The organism is Xanthomonas campestris pv. asclepiadis, from assembly GCF_020784175.1.
GTDB lineage: Bacteria > Pseudomonadota > Gammaproteobacteria > Xanthomonadales > Xanthomonadaceae > Xanthomonas > Xanthomonas campestris_D.
This window is the reverse complement of record NZ_JAJGQM010000040.1, coordinates 13,710-37,180: the sequence shown is the minus strand read 5'-3', so window position 1 is coordinate 37,180 and position 23,471 is coordinate 13,710. Positions and strand designations below refer to the sequence as shown.

The following is a 23,471-nucleotide window of genomic DNA, read 5'->3' as shown; positions in this document are numbered from 1 at the left end:
TGAGGGTCACGACGTGCTTGAAAATGCAGAGATGACAGGACGTGTCGTTCAGTGCCGGCGATCGAGCCATGACGGGCTGGTTTAAGTCCAGGCAGGCGGTAGCCCGACGGCATTCACCAGGGCGATACCGCGTCTTCCCCATATGGATGAATCGTCGCGATCCTTCCATCCGCGTCGTGTTCCAGCGGTGCCATCTTGATGCTGCGCAGATGCGTCTGCCCGCCCGACAAGACAGCGTCGTGATAGAACAGATACCACTGGCCTTCGAACGCACAGATGGAGTGATGCGTGGTCCAGCCGATCACCGGTGCGAGCAGCACGCCCTGGTAGGCGAATGGCCCGTACGGGGAGTCGCTGGTGGCGTAGCAGATCAGGTGGGTGTCGCCGGTGGAATACGACAGGTAGTAGCGGCCCGCATGGCGGTGCACCCAGGGGCCTTCGAAGAAGCGGCGGGCGTGGTCGCCGGCGCGGAGCGGGGCGCCGTGTTCGTCTAGGATGACGATCTCGCGGGTGGGTTCGGCCAGTTGCGTCATGTCCTCGTGCAGGCGCGCGACGCGTGGGCCGAGTGCGGATGCGTCGTCTGCGGGTTCCTGGTTGGTTTGGTCGTAGACGTTGTCGCGGTAGTGCTGCAGCTGGCCGCCCCAGATGCCGCCGAAGTACAGGTAATGCGCGCCGTCGTCGTCGGCCAGGACGGCCGGGTCGATCGAGTAGGTGCCGGCAATGGGTTCGGGCTCGGCGACGAACGGGCCTTGCGGGCCATCGCCGACTGCCACGCCGATCTGGAAGATGCCGTCGGCACGTTTGGCGGGAAAATACAGGTAGGTCTTGCCGTCGCGCTGCGCGGCATCCGGTGCCCACATCTGGCGCTGTGCCCAGGGCACGTCGCGCACGTGCAGCACCTGCCCCAGGTCTTCTACCTGCGCGTGCGGATGCGCCATGCGTAGCACGTGGTAGTCGGCCATGTCGAAGTGCGAGCCGTCGTCGCTGAAGGCAACGCCGGCATCGATGTCGTGCGAGGGGTAGATGTACAGCGCGCCGTCGAACACGTGTGCGGACGGGTCGGCGGTATAGAGGTGGGTGACCAGCGGTGCGGAAATGGCGGTGCGCGCCAGCGCCTGCAGTGCAGCGGTGTGCAGTTCATCGGACATGCGCGTACCTGTGCATGAGGTGGAGGAGGGAGTCAGGGCGAAGCGAGTGGTGCGGCCTGACGGCGCAGGCCCAGCTCGTGTTCGATGCGGGTTTCCAGCGTCTTGTCGATCTCGTACAGCGCCAGCAACGCGGTGCCGAGCAGGAACGGGATCGAGGCGTACACGCTGATGGCCAGGCGAATGCCGTCGGTGACCGCTGCACTTTGCTGCGGCAGGGTGGCGTCGTAGCCATAGAACGCCAGGATGCCGGCGACCAGCGCGCCGCCGACGCTCAGGCCGATCTTCAACCCGCACAACATCGCCGAGAAAATGATCGCGGTGGCGCGGCGGTGGTTCTTCCACTCCGAGTAGTCGGCCACGTCGGCGATCATCGCCCACAGCAGCGGGATGGTGATGCCGTAGAAGAAGCCGTGCAGCACGTAGGAGGCGAACACCCAGCCGATCGCCGCCGGCGGATACACATAGAACGCCAGCAAAAACAGCGTAGAAACCAGCAGCGCGCCGCCGCACACATTGCGCTTGCCGTAGCGATCGGCCAGCCGCTTGGAAAAGCCGATGCCCACGATCATCGCCAGGATGCCGCCGGCGCTGAACACGCTGAAGGCCGAGGTCGGTGCGTCCTGCGGCCATTGCAGCGCGCTCATGCCAGCGCCGGTGAGCACGCTATTGATTGCAGCGATAAAGCGGTTGAAGCCGGCATTGTCGAGGAACTGCGCCAGCGCGCCGGCGTCGAGGTAGTACTTGAAGTAGTAGATGTACATCCCGCCCTTCATGGCGAGATTGATGAAGACCAGAATGGTCAGCGCCAGCATCACCAGCCAGGGCTTGTTGCGGACCAGATCGGTGAGGTCCTGGCGCACGCTGCTGCGTTGTTCGCTGATCGGCAGCACCCGCTCGCGCGTGGTGAAGAAGGTGATCAGAAAGCACAGCGTGCCGACGGCGGCGAACAGCGCCATGGTGTTGCGAAAGCCCTGCGCCTTGTCGCCATTGCCCAGGATCAGCACCAGCGGCAGCAGCAGCACCTGGATCACGAACTGGGCGAAGGTCACCGCCAGGAAGCGATAGGCCGACAGGCTGTTGCGCTGCTCCATGCTGCCGGTGAGCACGCCGCTCAATGCCGAGTACGGCAGGTTGTTGGCCACGTACACCAGCATCAGCAGCGTGTAGGTGGCGAAGGCGTAGGCGATCTTGCCCTGCTCGCCGAGGGCGGGCGTGTTGAATGCGGCCAGCGACAACGCACCGAACGGCACTGCCGTCCACAGGATCCACGGGCGGAACTTGCCCCAGCGCGTGCGGGTGCGGTCGGCCAGGATGCCGATGATGGGCGTGAACACGAATGCGCCAAGCATGCCCACCACGAAGATCAGCGTGGCCGCCACACCCGCCGGAATGCGGAACACATCGGTATAGAAGAACGCCAGGAAGGTGACCAGCGTCTGGAAGATCAGGTTGGCGGCCAGGTCGCCCAGGCTGTAGCCGATCTTTTCGCGCAGGGAGAGCTGTTGTGACTGATCGTTCATGAGGCGGGGCGGGCTCGAGGAGTGCTGCGGGAAACGCCGCGGCGCGCGCCAGGCCGCCGACCGCGATCGGTCCGGATCGCGGCGGCAGGCATGGCGCCTGAAGTGTCCGGCAAAATCGCGCGCGCCGTCGCCAGGCAGGCGGCAGCGATACGCGGTGCGCGGGCCATGCGGCAAGGCCATGCGCTCCCCACGGGTCGGCCACACCCGCCTGGCCTCTGTGCTGTCGTGTCGATGACCACGCTCAGAACGTGCCGCGAATGCCGAGCATGACCGTGCGGCCGGGCTCGTACAGATCGTAGGTGGCGTTGGGCCAGGCGTAGGTGGTGCGCAGCGGCTCGTCGGTGAGGTTGGTGACGTTGAGGGTGATCTGCGGCTTGGACGGCAGCGATTCCAGGGTGTAGCTGGCAGACAGATCCAGCTGCCCGCGCGCATCGGCGTTGAGGCGCGCGTAGGGAATGCCATTCTGGTTGGCGCCGGAGATCACCATGTCGTCGTTCCAGGTGTAGGACAGGCGCACCGAGGCGGCGTCCTTTTCCCAGTACACGGTGCCGTTCCACAGGTTGGGTGCAACGCCGACCGCCACTGCCGGAATGCCTTCGCCTTCGGAGGATTGGGTGACATGGGTGTAGTTCACGCTGAAGCCCAGGCCGTCGACCAGCCGGTCCAGCGGCTGCACCCAGATCGCCTCGGTGCCGCGGATGTTGAGCACGCCGTCGGCGTTGACCTGGGTCTGCACATCCACGGTGGCCGCATTCGGGCCGCCGCGCTGGTCCAGGCCGGCCTGCTGGATCGGCAGCAGGCTCTCGTACGGCACGCCCAGGTCGTTGAAGGGAATGCGCCGCACGCCGTTGACGGTGAAGCCGCTGATGCGCTTGTTGAACAGCGTCAGGCCCACATAGCCTTCGCCGCCGGTGTACCACTCGCCGCCGAAGTCCACGTTGGTGGACAGGTACGGCGCCAGGTTCGGATTGCCCTGGGTTGCAGTCTGCGCGGAGGGGTCGCTGAAGTTGGTGTTGGGCAGCATCGCGCTGGGATCGGGGCGGGTGAGCGTGCGCGAGCTGGACAGGCGCAGCACCACGTTGTCTGCCACGTCCCAGGCGGCGTTGAACGAGGGCAGGGTTTCCTTGTAGTCCGAATCCAGCACCTGGATGCGGCGGATGCCGTTGATGGTGACCGGGCCGGTGATGGTCTGGTCGGTGGTCACGTAGCGCACGCCGGCATTGAAGCGCAGCGTGCGGTTCCACACTTCGGTTTCGGCGTTGGTTTCGATGTAGAAACCCCAGTTCTTTTCGCGGATGCCGCCGGCCGAGGCGCCGGTGTTGGCGGAGTTGGTTTCCGGGGCGGAATCGCGTAGCGCGTAGTAGTTGGTGTCGCCCAGGAAGCGGTTGAAATCGGCGGTGATGAAGCCATCCGGGCCGGGGCGCAGATAGCCGGCCAGGGCCGCATTCGGGATTGCCGAGCCGGGGCCGCCGTTGCAGATGGTGCCGCCACCACCGCGGCAGACCACCTGCTCCCAGGCGATGCTGTTGTCGAAACCGCGAATGGTGCGCTCGGCCTGGTCGTAGGCGGCGCCGATCTTGATGTTGCGCTTGTCTTCGCCGAACTGCAGGTCGGCACGTCCGCCACGTGTTTCGGTCACGCGTTTTTCGTTCTGGATATTGACCCGGCCACCGTTCCAGCCCCAGCCCAGGTTCGGGTCGTTGAGATCGAGCGGGCTGCTGATCGACGGGCGGTCGCCGCCTTCATTGCGGTAGTCGACGGTGGTGAACGGCGAGGTGACCAGGATGCTGGGCGACTCACGATCCAGCCAGCTACGCGTGGCATTGGCCTGCACGTTGAGCTTGATGTCCTGGTCCGCGCCGAACAGCAGTTCCGCACCCGGGTTGACGCTCCAGAACTTGACCTCTTCGCGATACGGGCGCGCTTCCAGGAAGTACTGCGCATTGGCGAAGGTGGCGCTGGTGACCACGTTGTTCTGGTCCAGCTGCATGCCCAGCGGGATCATGTTGCCGTTGCGGCCGATCAGATTCATGCTGATCCGCTCGGTGGTGCGCTTGGCTTCCGAATACAGCGTATCCAGGTAGAAATGCATGCTGTCGGAGGGGCGCCATTCCAGCGACATCACCGAGGCATCGCGGTCGCGATCGCCATTCATGTAGACGCTGCGGCCCAGCCGCGGAATCAGCGCGTCGCTGATCTGGTCGATGCTCAGGCCCGGGTTGCGCGCCAGCAGCCAGGCCGCATCGATGGTCTCGCCGGTGGTCAGGCCGCTGCCGGCGGTGGCCGGCACGCGGTCGGGAATGCGCCAGTTGCCGCCGCCGTTGACGTTGCAGGCGGCCGGCTGATTGGTGGCCGGCGTGCCGGCAGGCGGGGTGAGGCCGCACTGGGTGTAGGTGAGGCCGGGGTTGGTCCAGCCCACGCTTTCGAAGCCGCGCACGCCCAGCTTGCTGCGCACCGAGGCCACGCCGAACAGCGCGCCGAAGGTGCCTTGCTCGTTGGTCCAGCTGCCCATGAAGGCGCCGCGCGGGGTGGTCTTTTCGCTGGTGCTGTTCCAGTCGGCCTGGGCCTGGTAGGTGAAATGCACGCCGGGGCGATCGAACGGGCGCGCGCTGCGCATGTCCACCACACCGGACACGCCGCCTTCGAGCATGCTGGCCGTGGGCGTCTTGCTCACGGTGAGCTGGGTGAAGAACTCGGTGGGAAACAGGTTCAGATCGACTTCGCGGTTCTGGTTCTGCGCGTTCAGGCCGATCGAGGCGGTGGCGATGCTGGCGCCGTTGAGCGTGGTCTTGGTGAAGCTGGTGCCCAGGCCGCGGATGGCGATGTTCAAGCCCTCGCCATTGACGTCGCGCGAGAGCTGCACGCCGGGGATGCGGTTGAGCGACTCGGCGATATTCATGTCCGGGAACTTGCCGATGTCCTCGGCAAACACGGTGTCGGCAAAGCCCACCGAGTCGCGCTTGGCATCGGTGGAAAACTGGATGCTGCGCCGGTAGCCGGACACGGTGACGGTGTCGAGCTGGGTCACTGCATCGCCGCCGGCAGCAGTGGCCGCTGGCGATTGTGCGGCAGGTGCGGCGCTGCTGGCGTCGCTGGACTGCGCCCAGGCAGCAGTGCTGGCCATGCCCAGCAGGATGGACCCCAACGCGCAGGACAACGCGGTTCGTGCGTAGCTGTTCTTCACCGTAATCCCTTCCCTAACACGTGAGCAGATGTCCCACGCATCGCCCCTGCGCAGGGAGTGCCGCTGCCGATGCGCGGCGCGGCGATGGTGCGATGGGGGAGACGGGCGATCAGCGGTGGCCGATGTTAGCGCTACCAAATTCAGAACATCACGCTGCAGGGCAGCATAGGCGGCGAGGTATCGCGGCGGCGGGCAACAGTGGCGCTGATCGAAACCGTGCCGGCTGCGCACCATGCGCTGGCGTGCTGCACTGCGCGATGGTTTTTGCCCGGTGGCGTGGTAATGGTAGCGCTATCACCCGTGGCGCAAGGCCACCTTCGTGCAGGTGCAGTGCTCGATGAATCGAACCGAAGAACGCGGCAGCCAGAGGCCGGGCCACACGCGACATGTGGCAACGCATTGCAGCGATCGTTGCGCGATTGCCCCTCGCACACTGCGTCCAGCAGCGACGTGGCGCTCGCGCACATGAGCGAGTTGCCGCAAGCGGCTGCCCCTGCCGGCACGCTGGCGCGCCTGGGCCGCATGCGGTGGCGTGTGTGCGCACTGCTGCTTGCCGCCACCACCATCAACTATGTCGACCGCCAGGTGCTTGGCGTGCTGGCGCCGTTTCTGCAGACGCAAATCGGCTGGAACGAGATCCAGTACGGCTATATCGTCACCGCCTTCCAGGCCGCCTACGCGCTGGGCCTGTTGTGCAGCGGTGCGGTGATTGACCGCTTCGGTACGCGCGTCGGCTACGCGCTGGCAATCGGCATCTGGAGCCTGGCGGCGATGGGGCACGCGCTGGCCACCAGCGTGGTGGGCTTTGCGATTGCGCGCTTCTTCCTGGGGCTGGGCGAGTCCGGCAACTTCCCCGCCGCGCTGAAGACGGTGGCCGAGTGGTTTCCGCGTCGCGAGCGCGCCCTGGCCACCGGCATCTTCAATTCCGGCTCCAACATCGGTGCCATCGTCGCGCCGTTGCTGGTGCCGCTGATCGCCACCGCCTGGGGCTGGCAGGCGGCCTTCCTGTTCACCGGCGTGCTCAGCGCCACCTGGCTGCTGGTGTGGTGGCTCAGCTATCACCCGCCCGAGCAGCAACCCGGCCTGTCGGCGGCAGAGCTGGCGCATATCCGCAGCGATGCGCACGAGCCGGTGCAGCGGCGGCTGTCGTGGCTGCAGGTGCTGCGGCACCGGCAGGCCTGGGCGTTCGTGCTGGGCAAGTTCATCACCGACCCGATCTGGTGGTTCTTCCTGTTCTGGCTGCCCAAGTTCCTGCATGCCGAATACGGCTTGAGCCTGTTGCAACTGGGTGCGCCGTTGATCGTGATCTTCGTGCTGGCCGATATCGGCAGCATTGCCGGCGGCTGGGTTGCCGGGCGCTTCATCGCGCGCGGCTGGAGCGTCAACCGCGCGCGCAAGACCGCCATGCTGATCTGCGCCGTCTCGGTGGTGCCGATCGTGTTCGCTGCACGCGCAGACAATCTATGGGTGGCGGTCGGTTTGATCGGTTTGGCCACTGCCGCGCATCAGGGTTGGTCGGCCAATCTGTTCACGCTGCCGTCGGACATGTTTCCACGCCACGCGGTCGCCACCGTGGTCGGCATCGGCGGCTTTGCCGGTGCGGTCGGTGGCATGCTGATCGCTACTTTCATCGGTTTTCTGTTGCAGGCCACCGGCAGCTACGTGCCGGTATTCCTGATGGCGGGCTCGGCCTACCTGCTGGCGCTGGCGGTGGTGCACACGCTGGTGCCACGCCTGGAGCCGGCGCAGCTGCCGGCAGACGCCGCCGCTACCGCCGCATCTTCCTGAGGGGATCATCATGCAATTACGCACACTGGCAATCGGGTTGTTGTTGGCGGCGAACGTCGCAACGCTTGCGCAGGCCGCACCGCTGGCTTCCGGCGCGCCCAAGTTCCTGGGCAGCGCCTACAGCCCGCAACAGGCGCCAGGATTCGCGCAGTACTGGAACAAGCTCACCCCGGAAAACAGCGGCAAGTGGGGCAGCGTGGAAGCGGTGCGCGACCAGATGGACTGGGGCGGGCTGGATGCGGCCTACCGCTTTGCCAAGGCCAACGGCATGCCGTTCCAGATGCATGTGATGGTGTGGGGCAACCAGCAGCCGGAATGGATCAAGTCGTTGCCGCCGGCCGAGCAACGCCGCGAGATCGCGCAGTGGTTTGCTGCGGTTGCGCAGCGCTATCCGGACATCGACCTGCTGGAAGTGGTCAACGAACCGCTCAACGACCCGCCCAGCAAGGACGACACCGGCGGCGGCAATTATCTGCAGGCGTTGGGCGGCGACGGCGCCAGCGGCTGGGAATGGGTGCTGCAGTCGTTCCGGCTGGCGCGCCAGCACTTTCCGCGTGCGCGGTTGATGATCAACGACTACAGCATCACCAACAGCGCCCAGGCCACGCAGAAGTACCTGCAGATCGTGAAGCTGCTGCAGCGCGAGCAGCTGGTCGATGCGATCGGCGTGCAGGAGCATGCCTTCGAAACCACCCCGAACGTGGCGATGTCGGTGCATCGTGCCAATCTCGATGTATTGGCCGCGACCGGCCTGCCGATCTACATCACCGAGTTCGATCTGGACGGCCCCAGCGATGCGCAGCAGCTGGCCGACTACCAGCGCGTCTTCCCGGTGTTCTGGGAGCACCCGGCGGTGCGCGGCATTACGCTGTGGGGGTTCCGCCCCGGCCTGTGGCGCGACAAGGAGGCGGCGTACCTGATCCGTGCCGATGGCACCGAGCGGCCGGCGCTGACCTGGCTGCGCGATTACGTTGCCAGCCACAGCGCAGCGCCGTGATCCCTGTGTCCTGCATTCCTCCCACGAGTTCGTCGGCCGACTGATGCCTACATCCATCCCGCTGACCCTGCACGACGATCGCCTGTTGCCCGCCGACCCCGGCACGCGTGCGATCGCGCGCCGCCTGTATGCGCAGATCGCCGCGCTGCCGATCATCAGCCCGCACGGCCATACCGACCCGGCATGGTTCGCCACCGATGCGCCGTTTGCCAATGCCACCGAGCTGTTGCTGGTGCCGGACCATTATGTGTTCCGCATCCTCTACAGCCAGGGCATCGCGTTGGACGCATTGGGCATCCCGCGGGCGGATGGATCGCGCGCGGCGGTGGACCCGCGCGCGGCGTGGCGCGTGTTCGCCGAGCACTACACGTTGCTGCGCGGAACGCCGTCAGCGTTGTGGCTCAATCATGTCTTCCATGACGTGTTCGATCTGCGCATCCGGCTGGATGCCGGCACTGCCGATCATTACTACGACCACATCACCGCTGCACTGCAGATGCCGGCATTCCGCCCGCGTGCCCTGTTCGAGCGCTTCGACATCGAGGTGATCGCCACCACCGAGTCGCCGCTGGACACGCTGCAGCACCACGCGGCCATTCGCGCCAGCGGTTGGAAGGGACGCGTGCTCACCGCGTATCGGCCGGACCCGGTGGTCGACCCCGAACACGAACAGTTTGCCGGCGCACTGCAGCAGTTTGGCGCGCTCACCGGCGAGGACGTGCTGAGCTGGCAGGGCTATCTGCGTGCGCATCGGCAGCGCCGCGCGTTCTTTGCCGCACACGGCGCAACCTCCACCGACCACGGCCACCCCAGTGCGGCCACCGCCGATCTGTCGCCGGCCGAAGCGCAGCGCCTGTTCGATACCGTGGTGCGCGGCGCAGCCACGCCCGCGCAGGCCGAGCTGTTCCGCGCGCAGGTGCTGACCGAGATGGCGGCGATGAGCCTGGACGATGGGCTGGTGATGCAGCTGCATCCGGGCTGCTTCCGCAATCACAACCGGCAGCTGTTCCAGACCTTCGGGCGCGACAAGGGTGCCGATATTCCGATGCGCACCGACTACGTGCACGCACTCAAGCCCTTGCTGGACCGATTCGGCAACGACCCGCGTCTGCGCCTGATCGTGTTCACCCTGGACGAGACCAGCTACAGCCGCGAGTTGGCGCCACTGGCCGGGCATTATCCGTCGCTGCTGCTGGGCCCGGCCTGGTGGTTCCATGATGCGCCGGAGGGCATGTGGCGCTTCCGCGAGCAGACCCTGGCCAGCGCCGGCTTCTACAACACCGTGGGTTTCAACGACGACACCCGTGCCTTCCTGTCGATCCCGGCACGCCACGATGTGGCGCGACGCGTGGACAGCGCGTTTCTCGCCAAGCTGGTCGCCGAGCACAGGCTGGATGAGGACGAGGCGGTCGAGGTGGTGATCGATCTGGCGTATCGCCTGCCCAAGCAAGCCTACAAGCTGTGAGGCTGAGCGAGGCAGCACGTGGCGATGCCTGCACGCGTGCAGGTAGTGCGGATCGACCATGCATGCGTGCATGGTCGACGCGAGGCGCGATATGACGCATGCAGGCATGGCAGCGACGGCGACGCGAGATTTTTTCAGGCATTGCGCACGACTCGCAGGTGTCGCGATGCTTTGCATCTGCGTGGTAGTGCCCGCGCTGGCAGCACCACCTGTGCCGACCCAGCCGCCACGCGAGCGTGTCTCGCTCAACGCGCAGTGGCGCTTCCATCGCGGCGATCCTCCAGGCAATCGGCAAATCCTGGACTACGACACCCGCCCGCATGTGCTACGCAGCGAAGACGGCAAGGTGGCCGACGCGCAGCCCGAGCAGGCGCAGCGCCTCGATGCCGCCGCAACCCGCGTGCTCAAGCCGTGGATCCTGCCCACGGCCAACAACTTGATTGCAGATCCCGCGAAGCGGCACAAACGCCCGCCCGGCCACCCCGGCAGTAGCGTCGCCTTCGTGCAGCCGCAGTTCGACGACAGCGGTTGGGAGCGCGTGGATCTGCCGCACGACTGGGCCATCGCCGGGCCGTTCCTGGCCGATGGCCCCTATGGCGGCATGGGGCGCCTGCCAAGCTGGGGCGTGGGTTGGTATCGCAAGCGCCTGGACATTCCGGCCAGCGATCGCGGACGTTCGCTGTTTCTGGATCTCGATGGCGCGATGGCCTATGCCACGGTCTGGCTCAACGGCAAGCTGGTCGGCGGCTGGCCGTATGGCTACAGCTCCTGGCGCGTGGACCTGAGCCCGTACGTGGTGTTTGGTGCACGCAATCAATTGGCGATTCGTCTGGATAACCCGCCGGAGTCGGCGCGTTGGTATCCGGGCGGCGGGCTGTATCGCAATGTGTGGCTGACCAAAGCTGCGCCGCTGCATGTCGCGCACTGGGGCACGCAGCTGACCACGCCGCAGGTGTCGGCCGACACCGCGCAGGTGCAGTTGGCGATCACGCTGGACAATGCCGCGCGCAGTGCGGTGCAGGCGCAGGTCAGCACCGCGATCTATGTGCTCGACGCTGCACGCGGTACACGTAGTGGCGAGCCGGTCGCGCGCATTGCCGCCATGCGGGTTGCGGTTGCCGCAGGTGGGAGCGCACGCGTGCAGGGCAGCACGCAGATCGACCATCCACGTCTCTGGGGCCCGCCGCCCACCCAGCACCCGCATCGCTATGTCGCCGTGACCGAGGTCAGTCAGGACGGGCACGTGGTGGATCGCTACGAAACACCGTTCGGCATCCGCAGTATCGTGTTCGATGCCGGCAAGGGCTTGCTGGTCAACGGCGAACATGTGCCGATTCGCGGCGTGAACAATCATCACGACCTCGGCGCGCTGGGGGCGGCGTTCAACCTGCGCGCCGCCGAGCGGCAACTGCAGTTGCTGCAACAGATGGGCGCCAATGCCATCCGCATGAGTCACAACCCGCCCGCACCGGAGCTGCTGGAGCTGACCGACCGCATGGGCCTGCTGGTGGTGGACGAGGTGTTCGACAGTTGGGAGATGAAGAAGACCCCGCTGGATTTCCACCTGGTGTTCCCGCAGTGGCACGAGCCGGACCTGCGCGCGATGCTGCGGCGCGACCGCAATCATCCCTCGGTGATCTTGTGGAGCGTCGGTAACGAAGTCGGTGAGCAGTACACCGGCGAGCAGGGCGCGGCGATCGCACGCACACTGCACGCCATCGTGCACGAGGAAGACCCCACGCGCCCCGCCACGGTGGCGATGAACTACGCCTCGCCCGAGATGCCGCTGCCCGCTGCGCTGGATGTCATCAGCCTCAATTACCAGGGCGAAGGCATCCGCGACGCGCCGGAATTCGCAGGCACCGAGCGCATCCGAAAACAACCGCAATATCCGGCGTTCCATGGCAGGTTCCCGCACAAGGCCATTCTCAGCAGCGAGACCGCTTCGGCGTTGAGCAGCCGCGGTGTGTATCTGTTTCCGGTGACGCCGGACAACAGCGCGCCGGTGCGCGATGGGCGCGGCGGCGACTCGGTCGCGCACCAGGTCAGCGCCTACGAACTGCATGCGGTGGACTTCGGCTCCAGCGCCGACAAGGTGTTCTCGGCGCAGGACCAGCATCGGTATGTCGCCGGCGAATTCGTCTGGACCGGCTTCGATTATCTGGGCGAGCCCACGCCGTACTACAGCTCGCGCAGTTCGTACTCCGGCATCTTCGATCTGGCCGGTTTTCCCAAGGACCGCTACTGGCTCTATCAATCGCGTTGGCGCCCCGATCTGCCGATGGCGCATCTGCTGCCGCACTGGACCTGGCCCGGCCGCGAGGGCCAGGTCACGCCGGTGCATGTGTTCACCTCCGGCGATGAGGCCGAGCTGTCGCCGGCGACCGCCTGCGTTTCCGCATCGAAGGCCCGGGCGAGCTGGTCGCTACCGACAATGGCGACCCCACCAACCTGGAGTCGTTCGCCGCGCCGCAGCGCAACGCCTTCAACGGCCTGTGTCTGGCGATCGTGCGTGCCAAGGCCGGCGCGCATGGCACGATCACCGTCCATGTCGAATCCGACAGCTTGCAGGCCGCCAGTGCGCAGGTGGTGGTGGAGTGATGGGGCTGCTGCTCGGCAATTGTGTGGCACGTGCAGGTGAGCTGTCGCGTGCGGATGGCGATGCGGTGCCTGCACGCAACAGATGCGACGGATGCAAACGTGCTCCCGGTATCGCTAGCGTGGTTGCTGGATTCAAACGCACCTGGCAACGCGTAAGCTGCGATCCCGCATTGGCGCGCATTGCCAGTCAGCCGCGAAGAGAACAGAAGACGCATCTGATCAGGAAGTCCGTCATGCAAGAAAACAGTACGCGCGCATCAACCTGCCTGAGCATTGCGTTCGCCGTCATCAGCGCCGTCACTGCACTGCCAGCCTCCGCTGCCTGCGACACTCGCAGCACGTCGCTCCAGCGCGCCTACGCCGATGGCTTCCTGATCGGCACCGCCGTCAATGCCGACATCGTCTCCGGCAAGGATGCCGCTTCTGCGGCGCTGGTCGCCTGCCACTTCAATGCAGTCACCGCCGAAAACGTGATGAAGGCCGAAGTGGTTGCGCCACGTCCGGGTGTGTTCGACTTCAGCGCTGCCGACGCCTTCGTCGCCTATGGACGCAGCCACGACATGTTCGTGATCGGCCATACCCTGGTCTGGCACAACCAGACGCCGGACTGGTTCTTCGTCGATGCACAAGGCAAGCCCAACACCGCCGACGCGCAGCTGGAGCGCATGCGTGCGCACATCGAGCGCGTGGCAGGGCGCTATGTCGGCAAAGTGCAGGCCTGGGACGTGGTCAACGAGATCATCGACGAGGACGGCAGTTATCGCTCCACCAACTGGGTGCAGCGCGTGGCGATGGTGACACCGTGGTGCGCAATGCCTTTCGCTTCGCGCAGCGGTACGCACCCGATGCGCAGCTCTACTACAACGACTTCAATGCCTGGCGCCCGGCCAAGCGCGACGGCATCGTGCGCATGGTCAGGATGCTGCAGCACGACGGTATCCGTATCGACGGCGTCGGCATGCAAGGACACTGGGGGCTCAACTACCCCAGCCTGCGCGACATCGAAGACGCCATCGATGCCTACGCCGCGCTCGGCATCAAGGTCATGATCACCGAGCTGGACATCGACGTGTTGCCGCTCACCAAAGAGGGCCAGGTCATCGGCACCGGGCTTGCGCACACGCAGTTCCAGCTGCCGGAATTCAAGCGCTTTCTCGACCCTTACCGCGATGGCTTGCCAGCGCAGGTGCAGGCGCAACTGCGCGATCGCTACGCCGAGTTGTTCGCGCTGTTTTGGCGCAAGCGCGACAAGCTCGCCCGTGTCAGTGTCTGGGGCGTCACCGACGGCATGTCATGGAAGAACGACTACCCCGTGCCGGGGCGTACCAATTATCCGCTGCTGTTCGATCGCAATTACCAGCCCAAGCCGGCAGTGGATGCGGTGTTGGCGGTGCCGGCGCAAGCGCACTAGCGCATCCTATGAGCGCAGTAGCCGTATGTCAGCCGTCGGCTACTGCCATTGCACGGGTTGTCTGAGATTGCCGTCGCACAGCGCAACGCCGGCATCGGCTCAGCGCGTCAGCACCGGTGGCGAGGTGGCTTGGGTCTGCGCTTGCGTGTCCTGCTCTTGCACCACGCGTTGGGTCTGCGCCTGCTGCACGTGTTGCTGCTGCAGCTGCTGGTAGGTTTCCTGGGCAGGCCGCGCAATCGCTTCGCTGGTCGGCATTTGCGCGCGATTGGCATAGGGATCGGATGAGGCAGTGTTGCCGTCGCGATACACGAATGCCAACTCGCCGCCCTGGCGCGTCGCCGTGGGTCGGTTGAATCCCACCGACAGCTGGTCGTGCTCGCTGAAGCCGCTCTGCTTGGCCAGTAGCGTCAGGCTGGCTGTCATACGTTCGCTGTTGTCGTCCCAGCCCTTGCCCAGCGCCTGCTCGGCCTGGGCCACGCCGCTGCGCACCTTGTCGTGCAAGGCCCGGTCCGCGCCAGTCGGCTCGGCTGCGGGCGCACCGGTACGCGGCGCCGGCGGTGTCAGGCCGGTATCGCGAAACCCGTTCGGTATCCACTCTGGCGGGACCTTGTCCTGATCGATGCCCAGCGCCTTCAGATCGGCGCGCACTTCCGGCTGCACACGCCTGGGATCGCGCAGCTGCGCGGCCTCCTCTGCCTCGGCGACCATGAGCAGATCGGGTGCACCGTAGTGCTGCGGATAACCGCGTGTGTCGTAGAACAGCTTGCCCATCGCCTCCACGTTCTTCGGCGCGTTCGCGTCGATCTTCAGGTCGTTGCCGAAGCTCAGCCCATCCTTGGCCTTGTAAGTCGCCTTGGCGCCCTCGCCGTTCTTGTCGATGTAGTTGGCCATCTCCGTACTAGCGTTGTACAGATCCTTCAGCGTCGCCTCGGGATGACTGTGCTTGACGTAATCGGCCAGCGTGTTGACGCCAGCGATCTCGTCTTTGGACTCGCGCGTGCGCGCCTCGGCGCCATGCGCCTTCAATGCCGTGGTGTAATCGTGTGGCGAAGGCGACTTGGCGACTTCGTCGATCTTGTCCTTGAAGGCAGCGTGGGATTGATCGATCGCTGCCTTGTTGATCGCATGGCCGATCTCGTGGCCGAGGATGATCCTCGCGGTATTGGCCGAATCGTCGCGCGGGGTATCCATATTGGCGGTGCGCAGCACGTCCATCGGCAGCAGGATCTCGCCGGTGCCCGGCCGGTACGCGCCGGCCCTATTGTCCGGATGCGGCCCGAAACCGGACAACTGTTTCTGCTCGATCGCCTGCTCCACCCGTACCTTGAGGTCAGGCGTGTTGTCCAACATCTGCCGCAGCGCCTGACCCTCCTTGGCATGGATCGCTTCGAACGCAGCTACCATTTTTTTCAGGTCGTCGTCGTTCGCCATCACACCCTCTCCTTATGCGGTGGCCAGGATTTGCAACGCAGAAATGCAAGCCTGCATGTCGTCCTGCGCTGTCTCCTTGCCGACGAACGCGTAAACCACCACAGGGCCACGCTCGAAGTGCCAGCGGCCGGGGCTGCCCAGGCGCGGCGGCGCGATCCACTGCGCGACGAAACCGGCCTCGACCAACGCCTGCCGGTACGGACCGATCGGTTGCGTGCAGCGCGCCGGCGTAGCTGCATCCGGCGCGAACGCGAAATCCAAACGCGACGGCGGCTGCCCATCGGTGTCGGCCACCGACTCCAACGCGTAGCGTCCACCATCGGCCAGGCGACCGGAGGCACTGAACTGCTGCGCGTTGTCGCCGGTGTCCACCTGCAGACCTGCAGACGCGGCGATCTGCTCCGGGGTCAGATCCTGCTTGCCGCGGATCGCAAGGATCAGCCGCACTACGCCTTGTGCCAGTTGCTCTGGCGTCATCTCCGACATGGCCCGCTCCTTTGTAGTGGGAATCGATGAGGGTTGGGAGTGTGCACCGGCGCATGCGGCCAACAGCGTGGTCGCCAGCAGCACGGCGCCGCGCTGCAAGAGCCGGCGGCCCACACGCGGCGGTGCCCTGCAAATGCCGCTGGGGGAAACAGGGTCCATGATGTGCCTCTCCTTTGAACGTTTGTCGTGCGTGTCCGCGGCCAGGCATGTTGACGATGATCTTAGCCGTCGCGTCGGCGTGGCGCAGCCTGTGTCCGATCTGCGCAGGCAACGCCACTGCCGCAACGAGCATACGTAACTGTCCACACGCCCCCAAGTGAAGAGGCCGCGCCGGCCGGGTGTCATCATCTGCCCACCTTACCGAGGAACCTTCCGATGCGCTTGCCGCCCTATCTGTTGTTGGCCGTTCCGCTGCTGGCGATCCTCGCCGCCTGCACCAGGAAGGAGGTGCCGCCACCGCGCTTTCCTGCGATCGGGCACCTGAAAACCTTCGATCGCGGCTTCAGCGACGTGGTCGCCAGCGATGCGCGCATCGAAAAGCTCAGCGAAGGTTTCACCTGGTCCGAAGGCCCTGCGTGGGTTCGCAACGGCGGCTATCTGCTGTTCACCGACGTGCCGGAAAACAAGCTCTATCGTTGGTCCGAAGACGCCGGATTATCGGTCCTGCTGTCGCCGTCCGGTTACAGCGGCCCGGAGCAGGCCACGCTACGCGAAGCCGGTGCCAACGGCCTGTATGCCGAACCGGGCGGCACCGTGTTGCTGGCCGATTCCGGCACGCGCATCGTCGCCAGGCTCGACCCGGCCACGCGCAAGAAGACGCCGCTGGCAACGCAGTTCGAAGGCCATCGCTTCAACAGCCCCAACGATCTGGTCCGCCGCAGCGATGGCGTGGTGTTCTTCACCGACCCGCCGTACGGCCTGAAGGGCATGAACGACTCGCCGGTCAAGGAACTGCGCTTCAACGGCGTCTACCGCCTGGACACCGACGGCAGCGTGCACCTGCTGGACGACAGCCTCAGCCTTCCCAACGGCATCGCCCTGTCGCCCGATGCGCGCACCTTGTATGTGGCCAACTCCGATCCGCAGCGCCCGATCTGGATGGCCTACGCGCTCGACGCCAACGGTGCGGTGACCGGCAAGCGCGTGTTCGCCGATGCCTCCGATCTGGTTGCAAAGGACGCCCCCGGCCTGCCGGACGGCATGGCGATTTCCGCCGATGGCCACCTGTTCGCCACCGGCCCCGGCGGCGTCATCGTGTTCGCCCCCGACGGCCGCAGGCTGGGCCGCATCGAAACCGGCGAACCCATTTCCAACTGCGCCTTCGGCAACGACGGCCATACGCTGTACATGACTTCGCACGCGATGCTGGCGCGGGTGCGCGTCAAGGCGCTGGGCCTGGAGTTTGCGCGGTAGAACCCGGTAGCCCACCACACCGCAGCACACTCAGTCGCCGCTCTTGTAGGAGCGGCCCTGGCCGCGATGGAGCGTGACCGATCGCCCTGCACGACAAGTCGCTTTCCCGTCGAGCCAAGACTGCGATCCGGCTCGGATGTCGCCCACCTCGCTTAGCGCATGGCTTCCGCGTCACTCAACACCAACACATCATCCAGCTCCGGCCCGCCGCCACGGTTGCCGCTACCCGCAACGATGTACAGAACGTCGCCCACTGCTGCGGCCTGGGTGCCGTGGCGCCCTCGCGGCAAGGCCGCCAACGTCGTCCAGGTGGACCTGGACGGGTCGTAGGCTTCGACTTCGTCGTGCGCCTTGACTTGGCGCGTGCTCTCGCCGCCGATGACCAGCAGCTGGCCATTGTGCGCAATGGCGGCGGCACCGGCGCGCGGCGTCGGCAACGCGGCCGGGGCAACGCTCCAGGTGCCGCGCTGGATGTCATAGACATCGACTTCGGAAATCGTCTGCGCCAAGGTGTTGCCGCTCTCGTGCGACGACCTGCGTCCGCCGGCGGCGTAGAGTTTTCCGTCGAGCACCACTGCATGGAAATGATCGCGGGCACGCGGTGCATCGGCCAGCTGCGTCCATTGCCGGGTTCTGGTGTCGAACGCATCCAGCCATGGCACATAACCGCTCATATGGCCGCGCGTGTTGCCGCCGACCAGGTACAGCACGCCGTCGTGTTCCACTGCGCCGGTCGCGCCGCGGCGGCGGTTTTCGGGAATCTCCGCGCCCACCTGCCAGCGATCGGTGGCAGGGTCGTAGATCAACAGGTGAGTCAGCGCTGCTTCTTCCGGATAGTCACCAGTCAGGCCGCCGACAACGTAGAGTTTTCCCGACGCCACCACTGCCTGCGCGTGGCTGACCGCCAGCGGTGGCGTGCTGCCCTTCGACCAGCGGCGCGTCCTGGTGTCGAAGATGTCCAGCGGCCGGTCATTGCGTCCTCCGATCAGATAGAGACGATCGCCGATCGCCACCAGGCTGTTCTCGTGCCGTGCATGTGGCCTGCCGTCGCCGGCAATGGTCTTCCAATGCAACGCGTGCTGCGCTTCTGGCGATGCAGGCGCCTGCACTGCCGTCTCGGCAAACGCAGGTGAGCATGCGGAGATGGCCAAGAGAAAAACCACACATATTGCGTCTGCTGACAGTGTCATGGACGGCTGCTACCTAAGCGCAGGGGATACCGAGTGTAGCGACATCGCCGCGATGCGGCGTACAAGGAAATACCGAATCTAAAGCGCGGAAAGCAGCGCGCATACCAAAGCAGACTGAACCGATGTACCTGCTTGGTTGCGTGGTTATGGCATCAGCAGAAAGAACCCTGCACCCGCTTCAAACAACGCATGCCACGATCCGCAGAAGAGCATGCCGGTACAAGCAACAACGCGTTACTTCCGGCAGCACGCATCAGAGGAGATCATTGCAACACCATCGACAACAGCCACGTGCAAAGACAGACATACGCCAGCAATCCCAGGCTGGCGGCCAGGGTGGTCCGCATGATCGCCGACTCCTGCCCCACCAGCTTGACCGCAGCCGCTGCAATGGCGATCGACTGCGGCGAGACCAGCTTGGCCATCACGCCGCCGGCGGTGTTGGCCGCCACCAGCAATGCGGCCGGCACGCCGATCTGTGCCGCCGTCACCGCCTGCAGATGCGCAAACAGCGTATTGCTGTTGACCACCGAGCCGGTGATGAACACCCCCATCCAGCCGATGACCGGCGACAGTAGCGGAAACACGCCACCGGCCTGCGTCAGTGCCAGACCAATGCTCGACGATGCGCCGGAATAGTTGGTGACATAGGCCACCGCCATCACCAGCGACACGGTGGCCAGCGGTCTCCACATTTCCCTCGCCGATTGGGCCAACTCGCCGGTTGCCGAGCGCAGGGTCAGGCGCGGCGACAGCAGTACCGTCAGCACTGCGGCGATCAGGATCGCCGTGCCGGAAGCGTTGAGCCAACCGACATTCCACACCGCAGGCAGCGTACGCACGCTGGCCACCAGTGGCGGCACTTCCTGCACGCGTTGATCGAGCAGGCCGATGGGCAGATGCAATACCGTGGCGGCAAGCGCGCCGTCCGCGGCAAACAGTGCCTTGAACGCAGGCAGGCTCCATACCAGGATCGCGCCGGTCAGGATGTAGAACGGCGACCATGCACGCAGCACCTGGGCAAGCGTCCAGCGCTGGGCGGAGCACGGCGGCGCCTGTGCTTCGCGGTAGATGCGCTTGGGCCGCCAGAACCGCATGAACAGGGCCAGGCCGCCCATGCCGGCCAGCGGGCCGGCAATGTCCACCAGTTCCGGCCCCAGCAGGGACAAGGTCAGCGTCTGCACGCCACTGAACACAACGCCGACAAACAGCAGCACCGGCCAGGTCTCGCGTACGCCACGCCAACCATCGAGCATCACCACCAGCCCCGCCGGCACCAACAGTGCGCAGACCTGCACCAGCGCGATCAGCATCAGCGACATCTCGTCCAGCTGTACGCCGCCCTGCTGCGCGCCGACCAGCACCGGAATGCCGATCGCGCCATAGGCACCCGCCGCGCCGTTGGCGAGCAGGCACAACATCGCCGCCTTGAGTGGACGGAAGCCCAGCTCCACCAGCAGTGCCGCGCAGATGGCAATCGGCACGCCGAAGCCTGCAGCGCCTTCCAGAAATCCGCCGAAGCAGAACGCGATGAGCAACACCTGGATGCGTTGGTCTTCGGACACCGTGGCGATGCTGCCGCGGATCACCTCGAACTTGCCGCTGCGGATTGCCAGCTTGTATAGCCACACCGCCATCAGCACGATGAAGCCGATCGGAAAGATGCCGTTGGCAATGCCCAACAGCGCGGCGCCCACGATGCTGGCCATCGGCATGCCGAACACCAGCGACGACACCGCCACCGAGACCAGCACCGCCAGCGACGCGGCGGTCAGCCCCTTGAGCCGCAGCAGCGTCAGCGCCAGCAAAAAGAACAGCACCGGCAACGCAGCCAGCAAGGCCGAGAGGTTGGCGTTACCGAGCGGGTCGTAGAGTTGTTGCCACATGGTCGGGCCTGCGCGGGTGGTGAGCGGAAAAGGTGACGCTAAGGTGCCGGAACAAGATTCGCGCACGCAGTGCCCGCAACGAAATCAGCGAGGTTGCGCAGGGTGATTTCGGAGATTTCCTGCAGCGCTTCGGCGGTGAAGAATCCCTGGTGCCCGGTCACCAATACATTGGGGAAGGTCATCAGGCGTTGAAACACATCGTCGTCGATGATCTCGCCCGAGCGGTCCTGAAAGAACAGGGCGCTTTCCTGCTCGTAGACATCGATGGCCAGATGACCGAGCTGGCGGGACTTGAGCGCGCGGATCACCGCATCGGTATCCACCAGCCCACCGCGCGAGGTGTTGACCAGCATCGCGCCGGGCTTCATCGACGCCAGCGCTGCGTCATCGATCAAGTGTTGCGTTGCCGGCGTCAGCGGGCAGTGCAGCGAGACGATATCCGCGCGTGCGAGCAGCGTCTCCAGTTCGACCCGTTGCCCGAGTGTCTCGAAGCCAGGCGTGGGATAGGGATCGTAGCCCAGCACAGCGCAGCCCATCCCAGTGAAAATACGTGCAGTCGCCAGCCCGATCTTGCCCAGCCCGACCAGGCCTACCGTCTTGCCGTGCAAGGTGCGGCCGAGCAGGCCATTGAGCATGAAGTTGCCCTCGCGCAGGCGGTTGTAGGCGCGGTGCGTCTGCCGGTTGAGCGTCATGACCAGCGCCAGGGTGTGCTCGGCCACCGCTTCGGGCGAGTAGGCCGGCACGCGTGCCACGAACAGGCCAAGTGCGGTGGCCGCGGCAAGGTCCACATTGTTGAAACCGGCGCAGCGCAGCAGCACCGCGCGCACACCGCTGGCGTGTAGCGCCTGCAGCACATGCGCATCGAGCTGATCGTTGACGAACACGCACACCACCTGGCACCCCTGCGCCAGTGCGGCCGTCTGCAGATCCAGCGTTGCCTCGAAGTAAACGAACTCGGCTGCACATTCCGCGCCCAGGCGCATTTTTGCTTCGTCGAGAAAGCGCTTGTCGTAAGGGCGCGTGCTGAAGACAGCCATTTTCATGCGGAAAACTCCATAGGTGCGGGAATACGGTAGCTCACCCAACCGGGCCTCTTCCACCGCGTTTTTGCCAATCGCCGCGACCACGACCAGCTCCAGTGGCGATGCAGACATCGAACCTGTGCCGAGGTTCGTTACTGCACAGCGCGCACCCACACTACGCGAGTGCGCCTGTGTGCGACGGTCTGGCGCTGGTGGGCGCGCGTGGTGGTGATCGGCAATGCGCACGTCGTGCAGGTCACGGAGGCGGACGCGTCCGCTTGCTTTCACCACGGCAGCGGTCGGAGCAGTACTTCACCTGGTCCCACACGCGCTCCCACTTCTTGCGCCAGCGAAACGGCCGCCCGCAGTGCATGCAGGGTTTCTCAGGCAACTCGTGTTTCTTGCGCATAGCCATGCGGCGCGTGAGCCTAACCGGAGGTGGGTGGGGCGTGGATGAGGCCGAGCATGTCATGTCGCGCGGTGCCCTGCAGATGCCGGTGCAGGCAACAAGCCCTGTGCCGCTGGCGACCCACGTGCAACGCGGCCTTGCTTCGCTGCCCCGTCTCGGAACAGACACGTTGCTCTCGCGTGCAGACGGCACAGGCAGCCTTCTGTCTCCAACGCAAGCAGGATCGGCCAGGCTTCCTGCTCCAATCCGGACCAGGGCAACAAGCGCACCTGCTCCCATGCAGGGGAGCAGGTGCCACAAGCGCCGCATCAGGGCGCTTGGCCCATACGGGTCACTTTCGGTGTGGTTTCACCGCAGCCAGCGCGGGTGCCATGCGGCTGATCAACAGCACGCCGCGTCCCACCGTGACCTGCAGCGCATCGCCAACCGCGAAACCGCAGTGTTCCAGCCAACGTCCGGACAGCCGCAGCTTGGGCACCGCGCAGCCGACGACATCCTCGGCCCGCCGCACGTCGTAGTGCTGGCAGCTCATGGTGACACGCTCGGGAATACGGAAGCCGGGCTTGCGCAAGGGCGGGGTGGGCGCTGGCGATGGATCTGCAGCCGACTCTTTATCGGTCACGGTGGAGACCGAACTCTTCTTTGGTCTGGTACGTGCGACAACAGATCGCTTTTAAGGCGATGTAGAGCGTGCACGTGCGGTTACGTCGACGTCGGGAGGGGTCATATCGAACTCCTTGTGCGATAGAGAGGCCCGCCACATCGCTGTCAATCAAGGTGGCGGACGGTGTGCGGTTGACAGACCGGCCACAAGGTACCGGCAGACCTTTCGGTCTCCGCACACCGCCCGCCATAGAGCGAGCACGCCCCATACACATGACATCGGGCAAAGAAAAAGCGCCGAAATCGTGCAATTGGCGCTGGTGCGCCTTGTGTTTTCGGACTGTCAAATCCGGCTGCGGAATGTGCCGCAGCAACGAGATCTTGCTACTCGCCAATGAAGCGAGTCAAGACAGGACGGCACGGCTCCCAACCGATCCTTCGTATGTGGCGTATCGTTGCGCCCAAAGACGACTTCGTTCTCCCACTACGAGAAAGCGATGACTTCCACTGCCGAAACGCCAGACCGTACGATTCCACTGCTCCCAGGCCGTTCGATCGAACGCACGGTTGCCTTCTACCGGCGGCTGGGCTTTGTCGGCGATGCGCATCCGCACGATGCGGGCTACGCGATCATGACGCGTGGCGAGGTGGAACTGCATTTCTTCGCGCACCCGGACCTTGATCCTGCTGCCTGCTATGCGGGGTGCTACATCCGGGTTGGCGATGTCGATGCGGTCTACGCCGCCATGCATGCGGCGGAGCTTCCGCTGCACGGCATCCCCCGGCTCGATCCTGTCGGCGACAAGCCATGGGGAATGCGGGAATTCGCGCTTGTCGACGAGAACGGCAACCTGCTCAGGATTGGGCAGGTGATCGGTAAGTAGGCATTCAATCGCCGGCTGCATCTGCGTGCCTGC

Annotated in this window: 15 protein-coding genes and 2 pseudogenes; 7 read left to right on the top strand and 10 right to left on the bottom strand. The window is 65.4% G+C overall.

Going from position 1 to position 23,471, the window contains the following annotated elements; translation table 11 throughout:
* Positions 1–113: 113 nt before the first annotated feature.
* The 3 genes from LL972_RS16395 to LL972_RS16385 all read right to left on the bottom strand — a co-directional run bounded on the left by LL972_RS16395 (position 114) and on the right by LL972_RS16385 (position 5,852).
* Positions 114–1,148: a glycoside hydrolase family 43 protein gene (locus tag LL972_RS16395; protein ID WP_228328495.1), complete on the bottom strand. Its 1,035-nt coding sequence runs from the start codon at positions 1,146–1,148 to the stop codon at positions 114–116.
* 32 nt (positions 1,149–1,180) lie between these two features.
* Positions 1,181–2,668 carry an MFS transporter gene (locus tag LL972_RS16390; protein ID WP_228328494.1) on the bottom strand — a complete coding sequence of 496 codons (1,488 nt, stop codon included), beginning with the start codon at positions 2,666–2,668 and terminating at the stop codon, positions 1,181–1,183.
* A gap of 241 nt (positions 2,669–2,909) precedes the next feature.
* Positions 2,910–5,852, bottom strand: coding sequence for a TonB-dependent receptor (locus LL972_RS16385; RefSeq protein ID WP_228328493.1), 2,943 nt, complete (start codon positions 5,850–5,852; stop codon positions 2,910–2,912).
* 465 nt (positions 5,853–6,317) lie between these two features.
* On the opposite strand from LL972_RS16385, the gene LL972_RS16380 reads away from it, so the two are divergent.
* The 5 genes and pseudogenes from LL972_RS16380 to LL972_RS16360 all read left to right on the top strand — a co-directional run bounded on the left by LL972_RS16380 (position 6,318) and on the right by LL972_RS16360 (position 14,114).
* A complete protein-coding gene (locus LL972_RS16380) occupies positions 6,318–7,640 on the top strand; it encodes an MFS transporter (RefSeq protein WP_228328492.1) in 1,323 nt (440 codons plus the stop codon).
* A gap of 10 nt (positions 7,641–7,650) precedes the next feature.
* Complete coding sequence (locus tag LL972_RS16375; protein ID WP_228328491.1) at positions 7,651–8,637, top strand: endo-1,4-beta-xylanase; 987 nt, start codon at positions 7,651–7,653, stop codon at positions 8,635–8,637.
* Positions 8,638–8,680: 43 nt separating this feature from the next.
* Positions 8,681–10,102, top strand: a complete 1,422-nt coding sequence (gene uxaC, locus LL972_RS16370) for a glucuronate isomerase (RefSeq protein ID WP_228328490.1) — start codon at positions 8,681–8,683, stop codon at positions 10,100–10,102.
* A gap of 166 nt (positions 10,103–10,268) precedes the next feature.
* Positions 10,269–12,703, top strand: a pseudogene (galB, locus tag LL972_RS16365) (beta-galactosidase GalB).
* Positions 12,704–12,936: 233 nt separating this feature from the next.
* Positions 12,937–14,114: pseudogene (locus LL972_RS16360) on the top strand (endo-1,4-beta-xylanase).
* A gap of 99 nt (positions 14,115–14,213) precedes the next feature.
* On the opposite strand, the gene LL972_RS16355 reads toward LL972_RS16360, so the two are convergent.
* Positions 14,214–15,545 (bottom strand): XVIPCD domain-containing protein, encoded by a 1,332-nt coding sequence (locus tag LL972_RS16355; protein WP_228328489.1) that lies wholly within the window; start codon positions 15,543–15,545, stop codon positions 14,214–14,216.
* A 12-nt stretch (positions 15,546–15,557) separates the two neighbouring features.
* On the bottom strand, positions 15,558–16,031 hold the full coding sequence (locus LL972_RS16350; protein WP_228328488.1) for a hypothetical protein: 474 nt from the start codon (positions 16,029–16,031) through the stop codon (positions 15,558–15,560).
* Between the two features lie 375 nt (positions 16,032–16,406).
* Here LL972_RS16350 and LL972_RS16345 point away from each other — a divergent pair, with 375 nt between their 5' ends.
* On the top strand, positions 16,407–17,444 hold the full coding sequence (locus tag LL972_RS16345) for an SMP-30/gluconolactonase/LRE family protein (protein ID WP_228328487.1): 1,038 nt from the start codon (positions 16,407–16,409) through the stop codon (positions 17,442–17,444).
* 152 nt (positions 17,445–17,596) lie between these two features.
* On the opposite strand, the gene LL972_RS16340 is transcribed toward LL972_RS16345, so the two are convergent.
* The 5 genes from LL972_RS16340 to LL972_RS16320 all read right to left on the bottom strand — a co-directional run bounded on the left by LL972_RS16340 (position 17,597) and on the right by LL972_RS16320 (position 22,573).
* Complete coding sequence (locus LL972_RS16340; protein ID WP_429002175.1) at positions 17,597–18,595, bottom strand: Kelch repeat-containing protein; 999 nt, start codon at positions 18,593–18,595, stop codon at positions 17,597–17,599.
* 302 nt (positions 18,596–18,897) lie between these two features.
* On the bottom strand, positions 18,898–20,520 hold the full coding sequence (locus LL972_RS16335) for an L-lactate permease (RefSeq protein ID WP_228328485.1): 1,623 nt from the start codon (positions 20,518–20,520) through the stop codon (positions 18,898–18,900).
* Positions 20,521–20,558: 38 nt separating this feature from the next.
* Positions 20,559–21,563 (bottom strand): 2-hydroxyacid dehydrogenase, encoded by a 1,005-nt coding sequence (locus LL972_RS16330; protein ID WP_228328484.1) that lies wholly within the window; start codon positions 21,561–21,563, stop codon positions 20,559–20,561.
* Positions 21,564–21,798: 235 nt separating this feature from the next.
* Positions 21,799–21,957, bottom strand: a complete 159-nt coding sequence (locus tag LL972_RS16325; RefSeq protein ID WP_104584391.1) for a DUF2256 domain-containing protein — start codon at positions 21,955–21,957, stop codon at positions 21,799–21,801.
* Positions 21,958–22,282: 325 nt separating this feature from the next.
* Positions 22,283–22,573 (bottom strand): SymE family type I addiction module toxin, encoded by a 291-nt coding sequence (locus tag LL972_RS16320; protein ID WP_228328483.1) that lies wholly within the window; start codon positions 22,571–22,573, stop codon positions 22,283–22,285.
* 478 nt (positions 22,574–23,051) lie between these two features.
* Between LL972_RS16320 and LL972_RS16315 the strand changes: the two genes are divergently transcribed.
* Positions 23,052–23,438 carry a bleomycin resistance protein gene (locus tag LL972_RS16315; RefSeq protein WP_228328482.1) on the top strand — a complete coding sequence of 129 codons (387 nt, stop codon included), beginning with the start codon at positions 23,052–23,054 and terminating at the stop codon, positions 23,436–23,438.
* The last annotated feature ends 33 nt before the right edge of the window (positions 23,439–23,471 follow it).